An 18,832-nucleotide genomic window follows, 5' to 3' on the forward strand; every position below is an offset into this window, starting at 1 on the left:
TATAAAGTCTGCGGTACTCACGTATTAAGTATACGCTGCGTTCCTTGATTTATAGACTTCTTGCTCTTTTTGAAATTGATCTTCATGTTGCTAATTACAATATATTTAAGAGCTCGTAGCTCAGTCGGTAGAGCATTTGACTTTTAATCAAAGGGTCCCGGGTTCGAATCCCGGCGAGCTCACCATACTTCTACACTGTGGGTTTGTAGCTCAGCTGGTTAGAGCACACGCCTGATAAGCGTGAGGTCGGAAGTTCAAGTCTTCTCAAACCCACCATTCAATCCACTAAAATCTATATTACATATTTAAAGTAGAATAAGAAATATTAGGTTAATCAGTAATCTCTTTATATAAATAACATTTTTTTTCAATGAGTCTTTTTAAGGGTAGGAAGAGGTTAGAAGGTAGATTATCAAGAGCAAACCACTGCCAGTTCTCTACCTTATGAGGCTCAAGATTCTGTAATTCATGCTCATTTAAACAATGAGCTTTAAGGAAAATTGATACGTAATGCTTTTGTTCTATTTCAAAGACATCATTAGTCACTGCTATAAATTGTGGATTTTCAATGATCAGATTTGTTTCTTCTAAAACTTCACGGATAGCACATTCTTAAAATGTTTCTCCAAATTCTAAATGTCCACCGGCAGGAGCATAACTAGACTCACCATGGGAACTAATACGTTTACCTAATAAAATTTCATTCCTATTATTAAAGATTAAAATACCGATTCCAATTCGGGGGTGGTTAGTCATATCTAACTATTAACTCATGATTGACTTATTAATAGCTTATGTTAGTTTCCAAATCAAATAAAAAATATTGCTTATTTAAATACCGTGAGCTATATGAATTCCATTGATGTATTTAGTATGAAGTATTTATAGTGATATTATACCTGTAATATTGCTAATATAGGTTATTATGATAAATAAAGAAGATTTTGACTGTGCATTTAAAATACTAGAACTACAAACAAATATATTAAATCTAAAGTTACAACAAATAAAACTAGGCTATTACCGACGCAATACAACATTAAAAGTTTTAGATTCTAAACTTTTAACACTTCTGAAAAGTATAATAAAATTACATAAAACTTTTAATCATAATTCTTTTGATACAATAATTTTTCAATTTCCACATTCCGGTAGTAGAGAAGAAATAAATAGTTTAAATCCAAATTATATACTTGTCCGTAATTTTATAATTTCTGCATCTTATGTATTAAAGAAACATGGATTGATTCTAATTACCATAGTGGATAGCTATTTCTATAATAGCATATTTCAATTTGAAAAATTGTCACAAGAATTAAAGATATCTACCCCTATTAAATATAAATTTGATCCAAAAGATTACCCGGAATATGTACACACTATGACTAATCAAGATGAAAGTGCAATTGAGGGCTATTCTAAATTTGCTACTTGGGAATTTAAATGGAATTTAAATTATGAATCAGCTTAGTCTTTTTGATAACAAAATAATTATTCCGGGACTAAAATATATTGAGGAATATATAACAGCAGAACAAGAGGATAAGCTCATAAAATTAATAGATAGTAACCCGTGGATTACTGATTTAAAACTTAGAGTTCAGCATTACGGCTATAAGTATGATTATAAAAGCCGTTCTATAGAACAATCATATTATTTAGGGCTTTTACCTAAATGGTTACAGATTGTAGCTGATGAATTTTATAAAAAGAATATTTTTAATGAAATCCCAAATCAAGTAATTATAAATGAATATATGCCGGGACAAGGCATCGCCTCTCATATAGATTGTATACCTTGCTTTTCAGATACCATATGTTCACTAAGCTTAGGGGGAGCTGTATTATGGAATTAACAAATGATAAAACAAAACACGCTATTTTACTTAAGCCTAGAAGTTTATTAGTTTTTAAAAATGAAGCAAGATATAAGTGGCAACACGGAATTGCAGCTAGAAAGAGTGATAATAAAATAATACGTAATAGACGTATATCTTTAACTTTTAGAAAAGTGATTTTGTAAAAAATATTGCTTATTTAGATGCCGTAAGCTATTTGTAGATTATATTTAATATTTACCTGTAGTTATGAATTCTACTAATCACTCACAAAATAATAGCTTAACTATCTCGTGGCTCAAACTCGGTATTTTATCCTTAGGGTTTGCAGGTTTATATTCGGTTATTTTGGTAGTGTTACGTACTCCTCAATTATCGAGCTTTTTTCCAAACCCGCATATTTTCAAATCTGCTTTAATTATTCATGTTAATTTATCGGTATTAATTTGGTTGTTGTCTATCACGGCTAGTGTTTGGGGGTGTGAAACGTCATTGCGAGGAGAGGCAAAGCCTCGACGCGGCAATCTCAGGAATTTTGCACTGCTTCATGAGATTGCCACGCTCCTTTTAGTCGCTCGCAATGACGTGCTTCGCTTTTACCATAAACTCGCTTTTCTAGCTACTCTTCTAATCGCTATTTCTCCAATAGCGGGGCATAATCCGGTGATGAATAATTATATACCGATGCTTGAAAATATCGTCTTTATTTTGGGGTTAAGCTTATTTGGCGTTACGCTCTTATTATACGCTATAAGTGTTTTATGTTTCTTTGATTGGGTGAACTTAAATAGTCTAGTTAATTTTACAATATTATCGACTATTATAATGTTTATTTTAAGCTTCGTTTGCTTTGGATTGTCTTATAAGGCCCTGCAAAATATCATTCAAATTATTCCTATCGAGATAGAATTCTATTATGAATTACTTTTTTGGAGCGGAGGTCATTTACTACAATTTATATACACTCAAATATTAATATTTATCTGGGTTACTTTATTTAGAGAGCTAATAGGTCGAGAATTAAAATTCCAAAAATTCTATCTTTTTTTACTTTATTTGAATTTTGTTTTCGGCATTCTTATAGTTTGCGGTCATATATCTTATTATATTATTGACGGTAGTTTTAAAGAGTTTTATACAAACCATATGAAATATCTAGGCGGTATTGCTCCTGTTTTATGTTTGATCGGTATGGGGTTTGAGTTTTTGGGTTATTTCTACGTGCCTTTATGTCATTCCCGCGAAAGCGGGGATCTAGAAAAAAAAGAATGGATTCCTGCTTCCGCAGGAATGACATTGAGGGCGGATGGCAATATCATCAAAACCACCCTCCGTTGCTCCATTACTTTATTTCTACTTGGTGGGCTTATAGCAATGAATATCACAGGTATAAATGTAGTAATTCCTGCTCATTATCACGGGTCTATAGTAGGGATTAGTATTGCTTGTATGGGGTATAGCATAGTGTTATCCCGTGGCTTGACCACGGGATCCAAAAATAATAAAATGGATACCGCGGTCAAGCCGCGGTATGACATAAAAGACGGCATGACATTTGCCATCTACCTACTAACATTCGGGCAGATTCTGCACATACTCGGGCTAGCATTCGCCGGCGGTTACGGGGTTATGCGTAAAGACCCAAATAGCGTAATGCCAATGTCAGCTAAGTTATTAATGGGTATGATGGGCGGGGGAGGGCTTATTGCTATAGTAGGCGGCTTGATGTTTGTTTATATTTGTGGTAAAACAATGTTTTTAAAAAGTATAAAACTAGAACATGAGTAAACCAACTAGAGAAGAAGCTAAAGAAGCGGTAAGAACATTACTAAAATTCATTGGTGAAGATCCAAATAGAGAAGGGTTACTTAAAACTCCTGAGAGAGTGATTAATAGCTATGAAGAGATATTTTCCGGTTATGAAAAAGATATAGCTGAAATATTAAGTACTAAATTTTACGATACTTGTAATTTTCAAGACTTTATCTCGTTGGAAGGCATAAAATTTACCTCTTTTTGCGAACACCATATGTTACCTTTTAACGGTACGGTACATATAGCTTATATTCCCGATAATTGTATTGTCGGTATAAGTAAGCTAGCACGAATAGTAAATATTTTTGCTAGAAGGCTACAAATTCAAGAAAAAATGACGGTACAAATAGCAGAAAGCGTACAGGAGAATTTAAAGCCGCTTGGCGTTGCCGTTAAGGTTTCTGCTTTACATAGTTGTATGTCGATGCGTGGAGTGATGCAAGATAATAGCGTAATGAACACTATGCATTATACGGGTATATTTGCCGAGCAGCAGAAATATCGCCATGAGTTTTTAAACCTTACTGCTAAAAGATAACCGTAGCGTCATTGCGAAGATCAAAAAACGCATTCGGTGTCATCCCGTGGCTTGACCACGGGATGACATAGGAGTAGCTTATATATTAAACTAAAAAAATTCTATGTTATTATCAAAATATTTTTTACCTGTTTTAAAAGAAGAGCCGAGTGAAGCTCAGGTAACTTCGCATAAATTAATGCTTAGAAGTGGAATGATTAGGCAGCAAGCAGCAGGCATTTATACATGGCTTCCGCTCGGCTTAAAGGTACTTAAGAATATCGAGAATATAGTACGCTCAAACATGAATAAAGCGGGAGCTTTGGAAGTTCTAATGCCTTGCATTCAACCCGCACATTTATGGATGGAATCGGGACGTTTTGATAATTACGGTAAGGAAATGCTGAAATTTCAAGATCGTCACGATAATACTTTACTATTCGGTCCTACTAATGAAGATATGATTACGGATATTTTCCGTCATAATATTAAGTCATATAAGGATTTGCCGAAAAATCTTTATCATATCCAATGGAAGTTTCGTGATGAGATTAGACCCCGTTTCGGTGTTATGAGAGGTCGGGAGTTTCTTATGAAAGATGCTTATTCTTTTGATATAAACGAAGAAAATGCCGTTAAGACCTATAATCAAATGTATAAGGCTTATATTAATACTTTCAGGGATTTAGGTGTTTTTGCTATTCCTGTTATTGCCGATAACGGTCCAATCGGTGGTAATTTAAGCCATGAGTTTCATATTATCGCCGAAACCGGTGAAAGCACTATTTATTACGATAAAAGATTTAAGACTTTAAAAGATAATCCTAATATTGATGTAGAGGAAATTAAAAGCTGGTATGCAGCAGCCGAAGAAAAGCATGATTTGAATAAATTTCCTTCCTCTTCCCAAGAAATAACTAGCAGTAAAGGAATAGAAGTCGGGCATATTTTTTATATAGGCTCAAAATATTCGGTTAATATGAATGCTCTTATTAATGACGAACACGGTAAACTAACTCCCGTAGAAATGAGTTCTTACGGCATAGGTATTTCAAGGCTAGTTGCAGCTATCATAGAAGCAAATTGCGATGAGAAAGGTATCATATGGCCTTCTAACGTTGCTCCTTTTAAAGTTTCTTTAATTAATTTAAATATTCATGATAGTAAATGCGTAGAGCTGGCGGCAAAAGTTTATAAAGAGCTATCTGCTCAAAACATCGAGGTACTATATGACGATAATGATGCACGGCCGGGCAGTAAATTCGCAAAGCATGACCTTATCGGCTCACCCCATCAAATTATAATCGGTCCTAAAAAAGCAGCAGATGATATTGTTGAACTAAAAAACCGTAAAAGTGGGGTGATTGAGGATATTGAGGTAGATGATTTATCTAAACAAAGCAAAGTTTTATTCATATAATTTGTTATGTTCAGGTTGTCCTCGAGGGCATGAGTATGGTACATAATGCGAACCATAAGCGATAGAAATCTTTAATAAATCAAGGACTAATATAGTATTTTATAAAAAATTTTGAAAATATCTCTAAAATTGTCAAATTTTGTTGAACCTCTGAATAGTTGATTAAAATAAGGATTTCTCACCTAATATTTGACTAGATGTCCTATGTGGCTAGCCATATGGGATTCGAACCTCTAAACTATGTTATTAATTTTTGCAGGGTGAGCAAAATTAGCAGCTCATCGTACTTTAGCTTAGAATAATTAAAAAATTTTCTTCGTAGACAATGATAGTATCATATGATACTATCATATAATGAGTAACAGACCGCCTTTTCAGATAACTAATACAATTTTGGTATTACTACAAGATATTTCTTATGAGCTTGGTGTTTTAGCCGGTAGCAAGCTTTATTCTCAGCCTATAAAACTTCGCAAAAATAATCAAATTAAAACTATCCACTCTTCTTTAGCAATTGAAGGAAATAATTTAAGCATAAAACAGATAACAGATTTAATAGATGGAAAAAGGGTACTGGCATCGGAAAAGGATATTTTAGAAGTAAAAAATGCTATAAAATTATATAATGATCTGACTATATTTAATCCTTTTAAAGTTGAATCATTGCTAAAAGCACATGAGATATTAATGCAAGGATTAGTGGAAGATAATGGGGAGTGGCGTAAAGGTAATGCCGCTATATTTAAAGGCACAGAGATTATACATTTTGCACCTCCGGCAAGTCGTATATCTTTATTAATGCAGGATTTATTTGAGTTTATAAATCAAAATGACGGTGCTTCTGGAATAATTAAAGCTTGTATATTTCATTATGAGTTTGAATTTATCCATCCTTTTTCTGATGGTAACGGGCGAATCGGTAGATTATGGCAACAATTATTACTAATGCAAACTAATAAAATTTTTGAATATATTTCCGTTGAAAGTTTGATAAGAAATAATCAAAATCAAAGTGAATATTATAGTGTTTTAAGTAAGTGTGATGAGCTTGGTGAATCGACGTTATTTATCGAGTTTATGCTTGATAAAATAGTTGTAGCATTAAGATTATATAGTAATAATATAACATATGAGGCAAGTACTCCATTATATAGAATTGAATTTGCTAAGGTTAATTTAATAGATAAATGGTTTTCTAGAAAAGATTATACTAATATACATAAAAATATTTCTACGGCAACAGCTAGTAGAGATTTGTTATATGGTTTAGAGCAGGGGATACTAGAGAGTAAAGGCAACAAGAATCAGAGTTATTATAGGTATACTAACATAGAACTTTAAAAATTGGTTATGTCGTTTTATAAGCATCAATGATGCTGAACGTTTAATATACGCTCCGCTCATTGACTTATAAACTCCTTTGAGATAGTATTATAGGTATATTAAATATAATACGTAAAATATATGAATATATCTGCAACTGAGTTAAATAAAAATCCCGGAAAAATCATTGATCAAGCACTACGAGAGCCGATAGTAATTAATAAGCAAGGTAGACCTACCGTTGTTTTAGTAGATTATGAATATTTTACTAAGCTTGAAGATGATTATTGGGGGAAAGCAGCAACAAATATTACAAAACAGCCGGAATGGTTATCAGCAAAAGAATCAGAAAAATTTCTTAAAGGCTAATGAAAGAAATAATTTTAGAAAAAAGGGTAATAAAAATATTAGAACGTTATCCCGAAAAGCATTAGCGTCAAATTAAAAACAAGATTCTCTCTTTAATAAATAATCCGGTACCCAATGATAGTAAATATTAGTAGGCTACCATGATTTCTATAGGTGCGATATTGGAGAATATAGAATAATTTATCGTTTTAATGAAACTACAATTTACGTAATATTAGTTGGAAAACGTAACGATTCTGAAGTGTATAAATTATTAAAAAATATTTTCTAACAAAATATACTGTAAGAGAAATGAGTGTATGACACAGTTGATTCACAGGAAATTAACATGAAAAATTTTATAAAATATTTGTTTTTTACCGGTCTATATATAGTAGTAACGATAATAGTTGCTTATATGGTTTTGGCTCAAACTATTCCTAATGATGGGCAGTGTCATATGATGGATAGACCGCTTGTTATTCATTACATTTTAGCAGCAATTATTACCGCTTTACCGGCACTAATTTTAATATATAGTAGAAAGAAAAAGTAGGTATACTCGCTAAATTTGAAAAATTGGCTATGTCGTCTTTGTAGCCCTTCGGTACGAACTATATTAATTATACGCTCCGTTCCGAGGTACTACAGACTCCATGCTCTTTTCCAAATTGAGCTTCGTCTACCGACTCTTTATTTATGAGAGGTATATATGATCGGTAAATTAAGCGGTAAGATTGATTCCCAAGGCGATGATTACATTATAATTGACGTAAATGGGGTAGGGTATCTTGTTTATGCTTCAGGTAAAACTTTAGGTAAACTTGCTGAAGGTGAGTTTTATAAACTATTTATCGAAACCCATGTTAGAGAGGAGCATATTCATCTTTACGGTTTTCTGACTCTAGAAGAGAAAAATTTTTTTAATTTGTTACAATCAGTAAACGGTATCGGTACAAGAATGGCTTTATCTATCTTATCAAGCCTTACACCTTCAGATATTCAAATTGCTATAAATAATGAAGATAAAAATATATTTAAAGCAATATCGGGGGTAGGGGCTAAACTTGCTGAGCGTATAGTGTTAGAGCTGAAAGGTAAAGTAGCGAAAATATCCAGTGGTTCAGCTATTATTAAAGATAGCTTGAATATCAAGAATATCACGCCCGTTGCAAGTAATGAAGTAATAAAAGCTCTAGTAAATCTAGGCTTTTCTAGATTTGAAGCACAAAACGCCGTTCAAGGCATCATTATCCAAAACCCCGAAATCTCTATTGATGAGTTAATCAAAACAGTTCTAAAAAATCGAAATGCCGATCTTTAAATCAAATATTGATTTTTTAATACCTTCTTTAATTTTGATATATAATATATATTCAAAAAAAATATCATTAAAATTAATAGGTAAAATTATGTCAAAATTAAAAATATTTTTAGCAAGTATAAATGCTAATGAATTAATTGCGGAACTAGAAAAAGATCCAGCTACATTAAATATCAACGATGAGGTATTACCAAATCATTTGGAAGAATTTACTAAAAACTTTAAAAGGAGGTGATACTGTAAAAACGCTAAAGATGGAGGATTTTTTAGAGAATTCAGAATCATTAAAATATTTTGTTGAGTTTTTTACGGATCCGGAATGTCTTATCACTGATATTGTATTTAGGGGGAATATATTTTAAGTGATAATGCTAGTGTAAATTTATTTACACTAGCATTTTCCAAAAATAATACTATAAAAGAAATTACATTTAGTAATTCTAATTTGGAAGATATAGCACTATCTGCAATATTAGAAAATTTATCTAAAGAAAATATAGAAACTCTAAGTTTTTTAAAAACAAAAATAAAATTAGAGTCAGAAAAAGTAAGAAATGATTTTATTAATTTTCTTACAAAAAGTAATATTAAAAACTTTAGTCTATCACGCACCGATATAACACAAGAAAGTAAAATAGAATTATTTAAAGCGATACCAAAAATGAATCTAAATACTTTAGATTTAGCAGGTTTTAATCTAAACCATAGCGATATAGATATTTTTTGTGAAGTAATCAAACATAGCAAAATTAATGCACTTGCATTTTCTTTAGGTAGAGGAATAAGTAATGAATCAAAAGCAAAATTATTAACTTCTATAGAAAATAATAAAGCTCTCCTTAGTTGTTTGGTTACGGGTCCAAATGATATGTCACCACAAGAGAAACAAGAAAAAAAGCATGGACAAAGATTGGTCTGAAACGCCTAACGATTTGCATAAGGGTACAATTCATAGTTACTTAAAATTATATCAAAAGTTAAATAAAGATAGTATTATAGAAGAGTTAGAAAAGTTAAAAGTGACTGATGCAAACTTTATTCTAGAAAACGCAGATAAATATATTAACGAGCATTTTTTTGAGATGGTGGGAATTGCAAAAGAGGTATATGCTGATGGTTTATTTGTGCCTACTGATATAACTAGTTACATCGCATCTTGTATTGGGGATTTATCTAATATAATAAATAAATCAAGTGATATAGAATCTTAAAATAATTTATAGCATAAAACTATTTTTTAGCTATTATTAGTCATTATATTCGATTTAAATTAATGACTAATATATTATCGCCTGAAAAAATTGAAAATGATCAAGAATTGCCGATAAGACCGTCATATTTGCAAGAATTTGTCGGTCAACAGCAGATTAAAGAAAATCTTTCGGTATTTATTAAGGCTGCAAAATCTCGGAATGAGCATCTTGATCATACTTTATTTTACGGTCCGCCCGGTCTTGGTAAGACTACGCTTGCTAAGATTATCTCTAATGAAATCGGCGGTAATTTCAAATCCACCTCCGGTCCTGCTATACTTAAAGCAGCTGACCTTGCTGCTATCCTAACTAATCTTGAAAAAAACGACGTATTATTTATTGATGAAATTCACCGATTAAATACTGCGGTTGAAGAGGTTTTATATCCTGCTATGGAGGATTTTGAGCTTGATATAATTATCGGTGAAGGTCCTGCCGCAAGGTCAGTGAAAATAACCTTGCCGAAATTTACCTTAATCGGGGCTACTACACGCCTTGGGCTGCTTAGTAATCCTTTGCGTGATAGGTTCGGTATTCCTATGCGGCTTAATTTTTATAATACTGAAGAATTGAAGAAAGTTCTAAATAGAGCGAGTAAATTATTTGATATTGATTTGACCGATTCAGGTTCGGAAGAGATAGCAAAAAGAAGTAGAGGAACGCCAAGAATTGCATTAAGATTGCTTCGTCGTATAAGAGATTTTGCAGCAGTTGACGGTAAATCAAGAGTAGATAAAGAAATTTCTGATTTTGGGTTAAATCGTTTGGAAGTTGATCGCATAGGACTTGATAGTAATGATTATCGTTATTTGAAATTCATAGCGGATAATTATAACGGCGGTCCTGTCGGAATTGAAACGATTGCTGCTGCCTTATCCGAACAGCGTGACGCACTTGAAGAAACCATAGAGCCTTATCTTATACAGATAGGTTTACTACAAAGAACTCCTAGAGGTAGGGTAATCACGATTGCCGCTTTTGAGCATTTGAAAATGCCTATACCTAATCAATCACATCATCAATTTAATATTTTTAACGAGAATGAGTAATAATAATTTAAATGATAGTTATACAGCCGCAGATGTTATAAAAAGGCTGATAAAAGATCATGTTAAACCTTACGCAAATAAAATATATTTTTCGATATTTTGCATGGTTATTGCAGCACTTTGTACGGCAGTGATTGTACATGCGGTTAGACCTATTATTGATAAGATTTTTTTAACGCATGATAAGAAAATGCTTATAATAATGCCTATAGTGCTTACTGTAACTTTTTTTATAAAAGGAATTTCAGAGTATTATCAGAATTATCTAATAAAATTTGTTGGGCAGAGGGTACTAAATGATTTGCAGATAAAAATGTATGAGCATTTGTTACTTGCTGATATTTCTTTTATTCAAAACCAATCTTCAGGACGTTTAATATCTCGTTTTACTAATGATATTTCTTTGATGCGTGGGGCTGTTTCTAATTTACTTGTCGGATGTGCTAAACATTTTCTAACTGTAGTATGTTTAATAATAACGATGTTTCATTTAGAACCACTATTATCTTGCGTAGTTTTCCTTGTTTTTCCTTTGGCTGTTTATCCGGTGCAAAGGATGGGTAGAAAGATAAGAAAAATATTTTCACAATCCCAAGAGGAGCTTGGACATTATACTTCTAGGCTTGATGAAACATTTCAGTCAATTAAGATTATTAAATCTTTTGTAGGCGAAAAAATAGAAAGTAATAGAGCATCGTTGATTATTAATAATATTTTAGAGTTTTACAAAAAAACATCTAAGCTAGATGCGATGGTTTCACCGATTATGGAGGGTTTAAGCGGTCTTGCAGTCGGAGGGATGGTTTGGTACGGCGGTAATTTAGTTCTTGAGGGTAAAACAACACCCGGTGCATTATTTGCTTTTTTAGCTGCTTTTGCTGCAGCTTATAGACCGTTTAAAAGTTTGGTATCGTTAAATATTAATTTGCAGGAAGGAATAGCCGCAGCTAAGAGGGTATTTAATATTTTGGATACCGAACCTATTATTAAAGATCATGAAGATGCTAAAGAAGTAGATTTATATAATCCACAAATTACTTTTGAAAAACTGGCTTTAAGTTTTGAGAGTAAAATAGCTATAAAATATATAGATTTAAAGCTAGAGCCTCATAAAATGATTGCGTTTGTTGGACGTTCAGGTAGCGGTAAGACGTCCCTTAGTAATTTATTAGTACGTTTTTATGATCCAAATGAAGGAAGAATTTTAATTAATAATCATGATATTAAAGATATTAAGCTGACGATGCTTAGAGGTCAGATTTCCTTAGTTACTCAAGATACTCATTTATTTGATACAAGCGTTGCCGAAAATATAGCATACGGTCAGGAAAACGCTACAAGAGAAGAAATAATTGAAGCAGCGAAATATGCAGATGCTCATGAGTTTATTATACATCTGCCGAACGGTTACGACACACAAATAGGAGTGCAGGGGACAACTCTTTCAGGCGGTCAGCGTCAGCGTTTATCTATTGCTAGAGCTTTCTTAAAAGACGTACCTATTTTAATTTGGGATGAAGCAACAAGTAGCTTAGACCAAGCTTCCGAACAGAAAATTCTAGAATCTTTAAAGAAATTACGCCAAGGAAAAACCACTTTAATCATTACGCATCGTTTAAGTAGTATTACCGACCTTGATAACATTATCGTCATGAAAAACGGTGAGATTTGTGAGCAAGGTACTCACACTCAATTGCTTAAGAATAAGGATGAATATTATAGGTTGTATAATAAGGAGTTAAGGGAGAACGGTTGACTTATAAAATAAATAGTTTATATTTCTTAAATTTTTATTCACTATTATTGTAATACTAATATTTTCGTCATTGCGAGGAGCAAAGCGACGTGGCAATCTCGTCAAGTATCCTGAGATTGCTTCGCCTTGATTACTTCGTAATTCTTCTCGCAATGACGATTTAATGGAACACCACAATGCTCATTACCAAGATTTTTAAAGACTATCGATTATTTGAAATATTTATTTTAGGAATAGTTAGCGGTATGCCGCTAGTTATAATCTTTTCTACTCTTTCAGTATGGCTAAAAGAATCCGGAATAGATATCGCTGTTATTACTACTTTTGCGGTTGCAAGATTATCATATTCGTTAAAAGTATTTTGGTCGCCGTTAGTCGATAATTTTAAAATACCTTTTTTAAGTAGGTGGGGACATCGAAAAAGCTGGCTTATATTATGTAGCTCTTTAATGGTTTTAGTGCTAATTGCTATGAGCAAGGAAAATCCTGAAGTTTCTTTAACTTCTTTATATTTTTTGACTATAGTATTAGGCTTTTTATCCAGCACGTTCGATATTGCCGTTGATGCGTTGCGTATAGATAAGTTTGATCAGGAAACTCAAACTATTGCTAGTGCAACTGCCGTATTCGGTTATCGAATCGGTATGCTTATTACAGGGGCAGGTGCTTTGTACCTCGCAGAAATAACCGGAAATAATTGGCAACTAACTTTCTTTGTTATAGCTATAATATTTGCTGTTGCAACGATATTTATAATAACCGTAAAAGAAAAAGAATTAGTAAGAGAAAAAATTAATATTACTTCTATTACTTCATGGATTTCTACAGTAATTAATCCTTTCAAGGATTTTTTCAAAAGAGAATTTGCCGTAACTATTTTACTTGCGATAATATTTTTTAAATTAGGCGATGCTATGCTTGGAGCGGTTGCCTCACCTTTTTATATAGAGCTTGGTTATACAAAAGGTGAAATAGCAATAATCGCTAAGCTTTACGGGTTGATTGCGACCTTAGTCGGAGGCTTTGCCGGTGGTATTGTAATGTATAGGGTAGGGAATTTTAAAGGTTTGATTATTACCGGTATTGCCCAAAGTTTAACGCATTTTGCATTTATTTGGCTTAATCATCAACCTCCTTCTTTTGAAGCTTTATTAATTGCTATTACTATAGAGAATTTTGCTGCTGCTATGGGAGCTACTGCTTTAGTCGGCTATATAGGTAATTTATGTAATAAAAAATATTCGGCAACACAATATGCTTTACTTAGCAGTAGCAGTAGTTTATGTAACAATACTGTCACTATTTATGCCGGAAAATTTGTAAATATGATGGGTTGGGACGGTTTTTTCATCTTTACTATAATTTTAGCCTTGCCTGCTTTGTTTATATTAATGTATCTTAATAAGAAGGTTAATGTGTAGTAAGTTTTGTTTTTAACGTCATTGTGAGGAAATTTACAATAGTAAATTGACGAAGCAATCTCAGGAGTTTGTTATTATTTCATAAGATTGCCACGTCGCTTCGCTCCTCGCAATGACGAAATCTATACTTATTGAGCAATGATGAAAAATCCCACTTGATTTAATTTGAATAATATTTTATTTATTTAAAATGTTTAGTAAATTTTTATTACCTTATATTTTTATTGCAACATTTTTCTTTGCTCCCATAAGCGAAGCGAAGAAAGCTATAAAAAATATCCCTAAACCTCCTGTTCAAACTAGTTTAGTAATTGATGCAAAAAGCGGTAAAGTATTGCAGGCCCATAATTCACAAATTCGGATTTATCCCGCTTCTTTAACTAAGTTAATGACTCTATATTTAATGTTTGAAGCAATCGAAGCCGGTAAGTTGCCTTTAGATAAAAAATTACTTGTATCAGCAAAAGCTTCAAAAATGCCGCCTTGTAAACTTGGTTTAAGAGCAGGGGAAACTATAACCGTTCGAGAGGCAATTAATGGATTAATTATAAAATCTGCTAATGATGTTGCTGTAACGGTTGCTGAGGGCATGAAAGGTTCAGAAAAAGCTTTTGCTCATTTAATGAATGTTAAAGCTAAACAGCTCGGTATGAAGAATACCTATTTTAAAAACGCTTCAGGCTGGCATGATCCATTGCAGCAAACTACCGCAAGAGATATGGCTAAACTTGCTATGGCCTTGAAGAGAGATTATCCTAAATATTATCCGTTATTTGCTAAAACCAGTTTTGTATTTCGTGGAAACATAGTAAACGGACATAATAGGGTTACTAAAAATTATCAAGGTGCAGAAGGTATGAAAACAGGTTTTCATACACCGGCAGGTTATAATTTAGTAACTACTGCTTCTAGGAATGGTAAATCATTGATTGCCGTTGTTACAGGAGGCAAAAGTGCTGCATCTCGTGATCAAAAAATGATGGGGCTACTAGATCAGCATTTTAATATTAAGCCTATAGTCCCTAAACCTTCAATCAAACTTGCCTCTAATAATAAATCTACTACAAAAGCTAAATCAAAAATAATAAAGAAAAAGAATATACGTAGTTGATATGTATCGCTTAGCAAGACGATATTGTTGGTAGATACCCAAGTCGTCATTGCGAGGAGGCCTTGTTGCGTGGATCAATTTCACCTCTGTCATCCCGTGGCTTGACCACGGAATCCAGTTAAAAATACTAAAATATTAGTATTTTTTATTGTTTTTATGGTTCCCGTGGTCAAGCCTATAGTACCGGACATGTTTTTAAAAAATCTCGATGTTATCCCCGCGAAAGTGGGGATCTATATTAAAAAATCTTTAAAATTAAAGATTTTTTATTACATAGTTTTTTTTAAAAGCTTTACTTTACTGGATTCCCGCCTACGTGAGAATGATATGGAACGAAAAATGTCCGGTACTATAGGTCACAAGCCACGGGGTGGACACAGTAGGTTTTACCGATCTACGCAACAATGCCTTGCGAGGTGCGGAGCGACGTGGCAATCTAGAAAATAATTAAAAAAATTCTGTAAATCAGAATTTTTAACTGGATTGCTTCGTCAAAACTTACAGTTTTTCCTCGCAATGACAACCTTCAGTATCCACACAACAATGCTACGCGGGAATGACATAAGCGAGCCATGCAACAAGGTCCTTCGCTCCTTGCAATGACGATTCGGGTATCCATGCAACAACACTTTCAGTCGCTCGCAATGACTAGTTATTTAAGGATTTACTGCCAGTTTGTACTTTAAATTTACAAGTTTTATATGACAATTAACACTACATTTAGTAGATGAAGATTTTTTAGAGTTTTTAGCTAAAGTTTTACTTTGTGGTTTTTTTAGATTAATATTTTTTAGAAATTTCTCAGTTTCATTAGGTAAATATTCTATTTTTACTTTAGTTATACCTTGATTTTTAAATGCTAAAATTTCGGCTGCTTTTTGAGAAACATCTATTATACGATTTTTCTTAAAAGGACCTCTATCATTAACCATTAAAATTACTGATTTATTATTGGCTTTGTTGGTAACTTTAACTAAGCAAGGAAGCGGAAGAGTTTTATGTGCGGCAGTTAGTAAATTTCTATTAAATCTATCACCGTTAGCTGTTTTTTTACCGTGAAAACCGTCTTTACGTCCCCCGTACCATGAAGCATAACCTGTTTCAGTAAAAGATTTAGGACTGTGAGGTTTGTACGTCTTTCCTTTTATTTTATAATTTTTTCCAACTTTATAATGTCCTTTATAAGTTAGATTATGAGGATCATCCTTTGATAATTCTTTGTAAGAATATTTATGGGAATAAGGTAATCTTTTTGAGGTATTACAACCGCTTAGACAAAAAATCAATAAAAAAATTAATACAATAAGTTTATGGCGTTGTATCATCATCATGCTTATTAAAATTATCCATTATTTTAGCGTAACACACAACTTTTTCAACACCTTTTATTTTTGATGCAATAGAAGCAAGCTTTTCTAGCTCTTCTTCTGATCTTGCAACTCCAAATAAATAAACAATATTATCTATAGTTAGAATAGTATAATTAGCAAATTTAATATCTTTTCTGACTAAGTTTTTAGCTTTAATTTGCGTGGTTATCATACTATCTTTAGTATATTGGGCTAAGTCAAAATGATTACTATTTTTATTTACTTTTAACTCATTAATAACTTCTTTTACGCCTTTTTGATTCCAAGCAATTTCTACGGCTTTTAACGCATCAGATTCTTTTTGAATATTTCCTGTTAATAATACTCTTCCTTGTGATACTTCAACCTTTATTTTAGCTCCTAAATCTCTAAAATTATTTTTTACTAAATCAGCTTTAATACCGGCAGAAATCCTTGAATCATTTAATGTTTCAGACATTGGTTGATCTTTTGAAGCAACAATACCGGTAGTGGTTGCTGCGGTAAAAATAGCAGGTAAACAAGCAGATAGACTAAAAGAAAGAGCTATAAAAATTAGAACTCGTAACATCATAATATAGTACCCTACGATTTTTAAAAAGATTATATTTGTTTAAGAATTAACTGTTTGTTTATGTCATTCCCTATAGTACCAGACCTTGTTGCGTACATACCGAGTCGTCATTGCCCGCGTGGATCAATTTCACCTCTGTCATCCCCCGTGGCCCTTCCACAGGATCCAGTTAAAAATACTAAAATTATTAGTATTTTTTATTGTTTTTATGGACCTAGTTAGCAAGCGAACTAGGTGACACAGTAGATTTTACCGGTCTATGCAATAATGCCACGCGGTAATGATTAGAGTAAAAATAGTAAGGTATTATATCTTACTATCCGGTAATTTATTCTTTAATAAAAGAGGTAATTGCAGTAAAATAAATATAAAAGTAATAGGTATTGCTCCGAATACTTTAAATGTTACCCATGTTTCATCTGAGAAATTACGCCAAACTATTTCATTAACTACAGCCATAAAAAAGAAAAAAGCCGCTGTTCTATAGCTTAAAGTTATCCAGCTTTCTTCTTTAAGACGTACTATACTCTCTAAAGCATATTTGATAAAAGGATTTTTTCTTATACCGCTCATGAGAAATATTATTCCAAAAATAATATATAAGATAGTCGGCTTCATTTTTATATAGGTTGAATCTCCGCTAATTAAAGTGATGCTACCGGAAACAAGTAATACGAGCGTAGAAATAATAGAAAGTTTAGATACTTTACCTTCTATAAAATAACAAAGAGTTGTACAAATAATAGCAGTAATAATCATATAAAGCGTAGCGTTTTGTAGACCGCCGCCATAAAAATAACCTATAATTAGTGCTAGTACCGGACCAATTTCTGATAAAAGTTTTAACATATTTAATTTAATTGTTCTCTTTGATAAAATTAATTTGATTCATTTTTTTGTACTGATATTAAGTTATTTTTGGAATATCTTAATTTTATTTGTATGAAAATATTTATCAGTAATATAGTAGTAAAATAGGCAAGTACTTGTAGCCCGTTAGGTCTTGCAATATAACCGGTAACAATATGTAAGATTTTACCTATCATACTTCTATCTGCCACTAACCATGAACTATCCCAAAGTTGATCGGATAAAAACATAACTAGACCGAAAGAGGTTAAAATACCTGCAGCACTTGCTGCAAATCCTCCTGCTATTAGCATTAATAATACAGTAGAGATTTTAAAAATATATTTTTGATTAGCAATCTTAATTAAACCGAAATATATTACTAAACCAAGTAAGAAGCCACTTGTAGCACCTATTATCACTCCTTGCAAGTAAATACGGCTTGATATTGTTTCAACTGAAGATATGCTATATACTAAAATAATAATTTCTGCACCTTCTCGTAATATGGTAGTGGCAACTAAAAAAACCAACATGAAATAACTGGCGTTACCTTCATGAATTTTTACTGATAAGTCGTTTATATGTTGCTTTACTTTTATACCGTAACCTTGCATCCATATTATTGTCCAGCTAATCAGAATTGTTATTAGTATCATAATTCCGGAATCGAATAGCTCGTCGCCTATTCCGCCAAAAGATAAAGATAATTTACGGGTAAAAAATGCAAAAATTGAAGCAAATACTACTCCAAGCATTACTCCGGCAATAATATAAAGACGAGATTTTTCTATTTGTTTTGTTACGGCGAGTATTACACCAAGTAATAAGGATATTTCTAAACATTCACGAAACACTACTAAAGCAATTTTAAACATATTTTTT

Annotated in this window: 21 protein-coding genes, 2 tRNA genes and 2 pseudogenes; 20 read left to right on the forward strand and 5 right to left on the reverse strand. The window is 32.4% G+C overall.

All coding sequences use genetic code 11. The features are described 5' to 3' along the window. The first annotated feature begins 109 nt into the window (after nt 1-109). Nucleotides 110-185 (forward strand) — tRNA-Lys (locus ACE38Q_RS01760). A gap of 14 nt (nt 186-199) precedes the next feature. Next, nucleotides 200-276: transfer RNA gene (locus tag ACE38Q_RS01765), tRNA-Ile, on the forward strand. Nucleotides 277-330: 54 nt separating this feature from the next. Here the strand turns inward: ACE38Q_RS01765 and ACE38Q_RS01770 are convergent. After that, a pseudogene (locus tag ACE38Q_RS01770) lies at nt 331-756 on the reverse strand (nucleotide triphosphate diphosphatase NUDT15). 169 nt (nt 757-925) lie between these two features. On the opposite strand from ACE38Q_RS01770, the gene ACE38Q_RS01775 reads away from it, so the two are divergent. The 18 genes from ACE38Q_RS01775 to ACE38Q_RS01860 all read left to right on the forward strand — a co-directional run bounded on the left by ACE38Q_RS01775 (nt 926) and on the right by ACE38Q_RS01860 (nt 15,175). Next, the gene (locus ACE38Q_RS01775) at nt 926-1,471 is read left to right on the forward strand and encodes a Rossmann-like fold-containing protein (protein WP_500189866.1); all 546 of its coding nucleotides are present in this window, start codon (nt 926-928) and stop codon (nt 1,469-1,471) included. Next, nucleotides 1,458-1,856, forward strand: a complete 399-nt coding sequence (locus tag ACE38Q_RS01780) for a 2OG-Fe(II) oxygenase family protein (RefSeq protein ID WP_500189867.1) — start codon at nt 1,458-1,460, stop codon at nt 1,854-1,856. The genes ACE38Q_RS01775 and ACE38Q_RS01780 overlap by 14 nt, the downstream gene beginning before the upstream one ends. Beyond that, the gene (locus tag ACE38Q_RS01785) at nt 1,847-2,023 is read left to right on the forward strand and encodes an alpha-ketoglutarate-dependent dioxygenase AlkB (protein WP_500189868.1); all 177 of its coding nucleotides are present in this window, start codon (nt 1,847-1,849) and stop codon (nt 2,021-2,023) included. Before ACE38Q_RS01780 ends, ACE38Q_RS01785 begins: the two co-directional genes overlap by 10 nt. Nucleotides 2,024-2,087: 64 nt before the next feature. Further along, entirely contained in the window at nt 2,088-3,626 is a 1,539-nt protein-coding gene (locus tag ACE38Q_RS01790; protein WP_500189869.1) for a palindromic element RPE4 domain-containing protein, read from the forward strand. After that, nucleotides 3,619-4,191 carry a GTP cyclohydrolase I FolE gene (folE, locus tag ACE38Q_RS01795; protein ID WP_500189870.1) on the forward strand — a complete coding sequence of 191 codons (573 nt, stop codon included), beginning with the start codon at nt 3,619-3,621 and terminating at the stop codon, nt 4,189-4,191. Before ACE38Q_RS01790 ends, folE begins: the two co-directional genes overlap by 8 nt. Before the next feature lie 103 nt (nt 4,192-4,294). After that, a complete protein-coding gene (gene proS, locus ACE38Q_RS01800; RefSeq protein WP_500189871.1) occupies nt 4,295-5,590 on the forward strand; it encodes a proline--tRNA ligase in 1,296 nt (431 codons plus the stop codon). A 354-nt stretch (nt 5,591-5,944) separates the two neighbouring features. After that, nucleotides 5,945-6,931 carry a Fic family protein gene (locus ACE38Q_RS01805; RefSeq protein WP_500189872.1) on the forward strand — a complete coding sequence of 329 codons (987 nt, stop codon included), beginning with the start codon at nt 5,945-5,947 and terminating at the stop codon, nt 6,929-6,931. A gap of 123 nt (nt 6,932-7,054) precedes the next feature. Beyond that, nucleotides 7,055-7,282 (forward strand): type II toxin-antitoxin system Phd/YefM family antitoxin, encoded by a 228-nt coding sequence (locus ACE38Q_RS01810; protein ID WP_011270931.1) that lies wholly within the window; start codon nt 7,055-7,057, stop codon nt 7,280-7,282. Between the two features lie 178 nt (nt 7,283-7,460). Beyond that, nucleotides 7,461-7,553 carry a hypothetical protein gene (locus tag ACE38Q_RS01815; RefSeq protein ID WP_500191198.1) on the forward strand — a complete coding sequence of 31 codons (93 nt, stop codon included), beginning with the start codon at nt 7,461-7,463 and terminating at the stop codon, nt 7,551-7,553. 57 nt (nt 7,554-7,610) lie between these two features. Then, nucleotides 7,611-7,817, forward strand: coding sequence for a Holliday junction ATP-dependent DNA helicase RuvA (locus ACE38Q_RS01820; protein ID WP_500189873.1), 207 nt, complete (start codon nt 7,611-7,613; stop codon nt 7,815-7,817). A 156-nt stretch (nt 7,818-7,973) separates the two neighbouring features. Beyond that, nucleotides 7,974-8,585, forward strand: coding sequence for a Holliday junction branch migration protein RuvA (ruvA, locus tag ACE38Q_RS01825; protein WP_500189874.1), 612 nt, complete (start codon nt 7,974-7,976; stop codon nt 8,583-8,585). A gap of 88 nt (nt 8,586-8,673) precedes the next feature. After that, nucleotides 8,674-8,820 carry a hypothetical protein gene (locus ACE38Q_RS01830; RefSeq protein ID WP_500189875.1) on the forward strand — a complete coding sequence of 49 codons (147 nt, stop codon included), beginning with the start codon at nt 8,674-8,676 and terminating at the stop codon, nt 8,818-8,820. A gap of 210 nt (nt 8,821-9,030) precedes the next feature. After that, on the forward strand, nt 9,031-9,504 hold the full coding sequence (locus ACE38Q_RS01835; RefSeq protein ID WP_500189876.1) for a hypothetical protein: 474 nt from the start codon (nt 9,031-9,033) through the stop codon (nt 9,502-9,504). After that, nucleotides 9,485-9,796, forward strand: coding sequence for a hypothetical protein (locus tag ACE38Q_RS01840; RefSeq protein WP_500189877.1), 312 nt, complete (start codon nt 9,485-9,487; stop codon nt 9,794-9,796). The genes ACE38Q_RS01835 and ACE38Q_RS01840 overlap by 20 nt, the downstream gene beginning before the upstream one ends. 62 nt (nt 9,797-9,858) lie before the next feature. Further along, entirely contained in the window at nt 9,859-10,887 is a 1,029-nt protein-coding gene (ruvB, locus tag ACE38Q_RS01845; RefSeq protein ID WP_500189878.1) for a Holliday junction branch migration DNA helicase RuvB, read from the forward strand. Next, a complete protein-coding gene (locus tag ACE38Q_RS01850; RefSeq protein WP_500189879.1) occupies nt 10,880-12,643 on the forward strand; it encodes an ABC transporter ATP-binding protein in 1,764 nt (587 codons plus the stop codon). Before ruvB ends, ACE38Q_RS01850 begins: the two co-directional genes overlap by 8 nt. A gap of 176 nt (nt 12,644-12,819) precedes the next feature. Continuing rightward, entirely contained in the window at nt 12,820-14,064 is a 1,245-nt protein-coding gene (locus tag ACE38Q_RS01855; RefSeq protein WP_500189880.1) for an AmpG family muropeptide MFS transporter, read from the forward strand. Between the two features lie 190 nt (nt 14,065-14,254). Continuing rightward, the gene (locus tag ACE38Q_RS01860) at nt 14,255-15,175 is read left to right on the forward strand and encodes a D-alanyl-D-alanine carboxypeptidase family protein (protein ID WP_500189881.1); all 921 of its coding nucleotides are present in this window, start codon (nt 14,255-14,257) and stop codon (nt 15,173-15,175) included. Nucleotides 15,176-15,831: 656 nt separating this feature from the next. Here ACE38Q_RS01860 and ACE38Q_RS01865 read toward each other — a convergent pair. The 4 genes and pseudogenes from ACE38Q_RS01865 to ACE38Q_RS01880 all read right to left on the reverse strand — a co-directional run. Continuing rightward, nucleotides 15,832-16,473 (reverse strand): annotated as a pseudogene (locus tag ACE38Q_RS01865) (septal ring lytic transglycosylase RlpA family protein); the annotation flags it as partial. Nucleotides 16,474-16,483: 10 nt separating this feature from the next. Next, entirely contained in the window at nt 16,484-17,098 is a 615-nt protein-coding gene (locus ACE38Q_RS01870) for a BON domain-containing protein (protein WP_202069949.1), read from the reverse strand. A 306-nt stretch (nt 17,099-17,404) separates the two neighbouring features. Then, entirely contained in the window at nt 17,405-17,947 is a 543-nt protein-coding gene (locus ACE38Q_RS01875; RefSeq protein ID WP_500189882.1) for a septation protein A, read from the reverse strand. A gap of 29 nt (nt 17,948-17,976) precedes the next feature. Next, nucleotides 17,977-18,825 (reverse strand): FTR1 family protein, encoded by an 849-nt coding sequence (locus ACE38Q_RS01880; protein WP_500189883.1) that lies wholly within the window; start codon nt 18,823-18,825, stop codon nt 17,977-17,979. Nucleotides 18,826-18,832 lie beyond the last annotated feature (7 nt).

Source organism: Rickettsia endosymbiont of Thecocarcelia acutangulata (genome assembly GCF_964263195.1).
In the GTDB taxonomy this organism is placed as follows: domain Bacteria; phylum Pseudomonadota; class Alphaproteobacteria; order Rickettsiales; family Rickettsiaceae; genus Rickettsia; species Rickettsia felis.

What these genes read in the sequence shown, in the direction of transcription:
- ACE38Q_RS01875 (WP_500189882.1), bottom strand. Translation starts at nt 17,947, where the DNA reads ATGTTAAAACTTTTATCAGAAATTGGTCCGGTACTAGCACTAATTATA.
- ACE38Q_RS01855 (WP_500189880.1), top strand. Translation starts at nt 12,820, where the DNA reads ATGCTCATTACCAAGATTTTTAAAGACTATCGATTATTTGAAATATTT.
- ACE38Q_RS01820 (WP_500189873.1), top strand. Translation starts at nt 7,611, where the DNA reads ATGAAAAATTTTATAAAATATTTGTTTTTTACCGGTCTATATATAGTA.
- ACE38Q_RS01840 (WP_500189877.1), top strand. Translation starts at nt 9,485, where the DNA reads ATGGACAAAGATTGGTCTGAAACGCCTAACGATTTGCATAAGGGTACA.
- proS (WP_500189871.1), top strand. Translation starts at nt 4,295, where the DNA reads ATGTTATTATCAAAATATTTTTTACCTGTTTTAAAAGAAGAGCCGAGT.
- ACE38Q_RS01870 (WP_202069949.1), bottom strand. Translation starts at nt 17,098, where the DNA reads ATGATGTTACGAGTTCTAATTTTTATAGCTCTTTCTTTTAGTCTATCT.
- ACE38Q_RS01790 (WP_500189869.1), top strand. Translation starts at nt 2,088, where the DNA reads ATGAATTCTACTAATCACTCACAAAATAATAGCTTAACTATCTCGTGG.
- ACE38Q_RS01860 (WP_500189881.1), top strand. Translation starts at nt 14,255, where the DNA reads ATGTTTAGTAAATTTTTATTACCTTATATTTTTATTGCAACATTTTTC.
- ACE38Q_RS01775 (WP_500189866.1), top strand. Translation starts at nt 926, where the DNA reads ATGATAAATAAAGAAGATTTTGACTGTGCATTTAAAATACTAGAACTA.
- ACE38Q_RS01780 (WP_500189867.1), top strand. Translation starts at nt 1,458, where the DNA reads ATGAATCAGCTTAGTCTTTTTGATAACAAAATAATTATTCCGGGACTA.
- ACE38Q_RS01805 (WP_500189872.1), top strand. Translation starts at nt 5,945, where the DNA reads ATGAGTAACAGACCGCCTTTTCAGATAACTAATACAATTTTGGTATTA.
- ACE38Q_RS01850 (WP_500189879.1), top strand. Translation starts at nt 10,880, where the DNA reads ATGAGTAATAATAATTTAAATGATAGTTATACAGCCGCAGATGTTATA.
- folE (WP_500189870.1), top strand. Translation starts at nt 3,619, where the DNA reads ATGAGTAAACCAACTAGAGAAGAAGCTAAAGAAGCGGTAAGAACATTA.
- ACE38Q_RS01880 (WP_500189883.1), bottom strand. Translation starts at nt 18,825, where the DNA reads ATGTTTAAAATTGCTTTAGTAGTGTTTCGTGAATGTTTAGAAATATCC.
- ruvA (WP_500189874.1), top strand. Translation starts at nt 7,974, where the DNA reads ATGATCGGTAAATTAAGCGGTAAGATTGATTCCCAAGGCGATGATTAC.
- ACE38Q_RS01830 (WP_500189875.1), top strand. Translation starts at nt 8,674, where the DNA reads ATGTCAAAATTAAAAATATTTTTAGCAAGTATAAATGCTAATGAATTA.
- ACE38Q_RS01785 (WP_500189868.1), top strand. Translation starts at nt 1,847, where the DNA reads ATGGAATTAACAAATGATAAAACAAAACACGCTATTTTACTTAAGCCT.
- ACE38Q_RS01810 (WP_011270931.1), top strand. Translation starts at nt 7,055, where the DNA reads ATGAATATATCTGCAACTGAGTTAAATAAAAATCCCGGAAAAATCATT.
- ruvB (WP_500189878.1), top strand. Translation starts at nt 9,859, where the DNA reads ATGACTAATATATTATCGCCTGAAAAAATTGAAAATGATCAAGAATTG.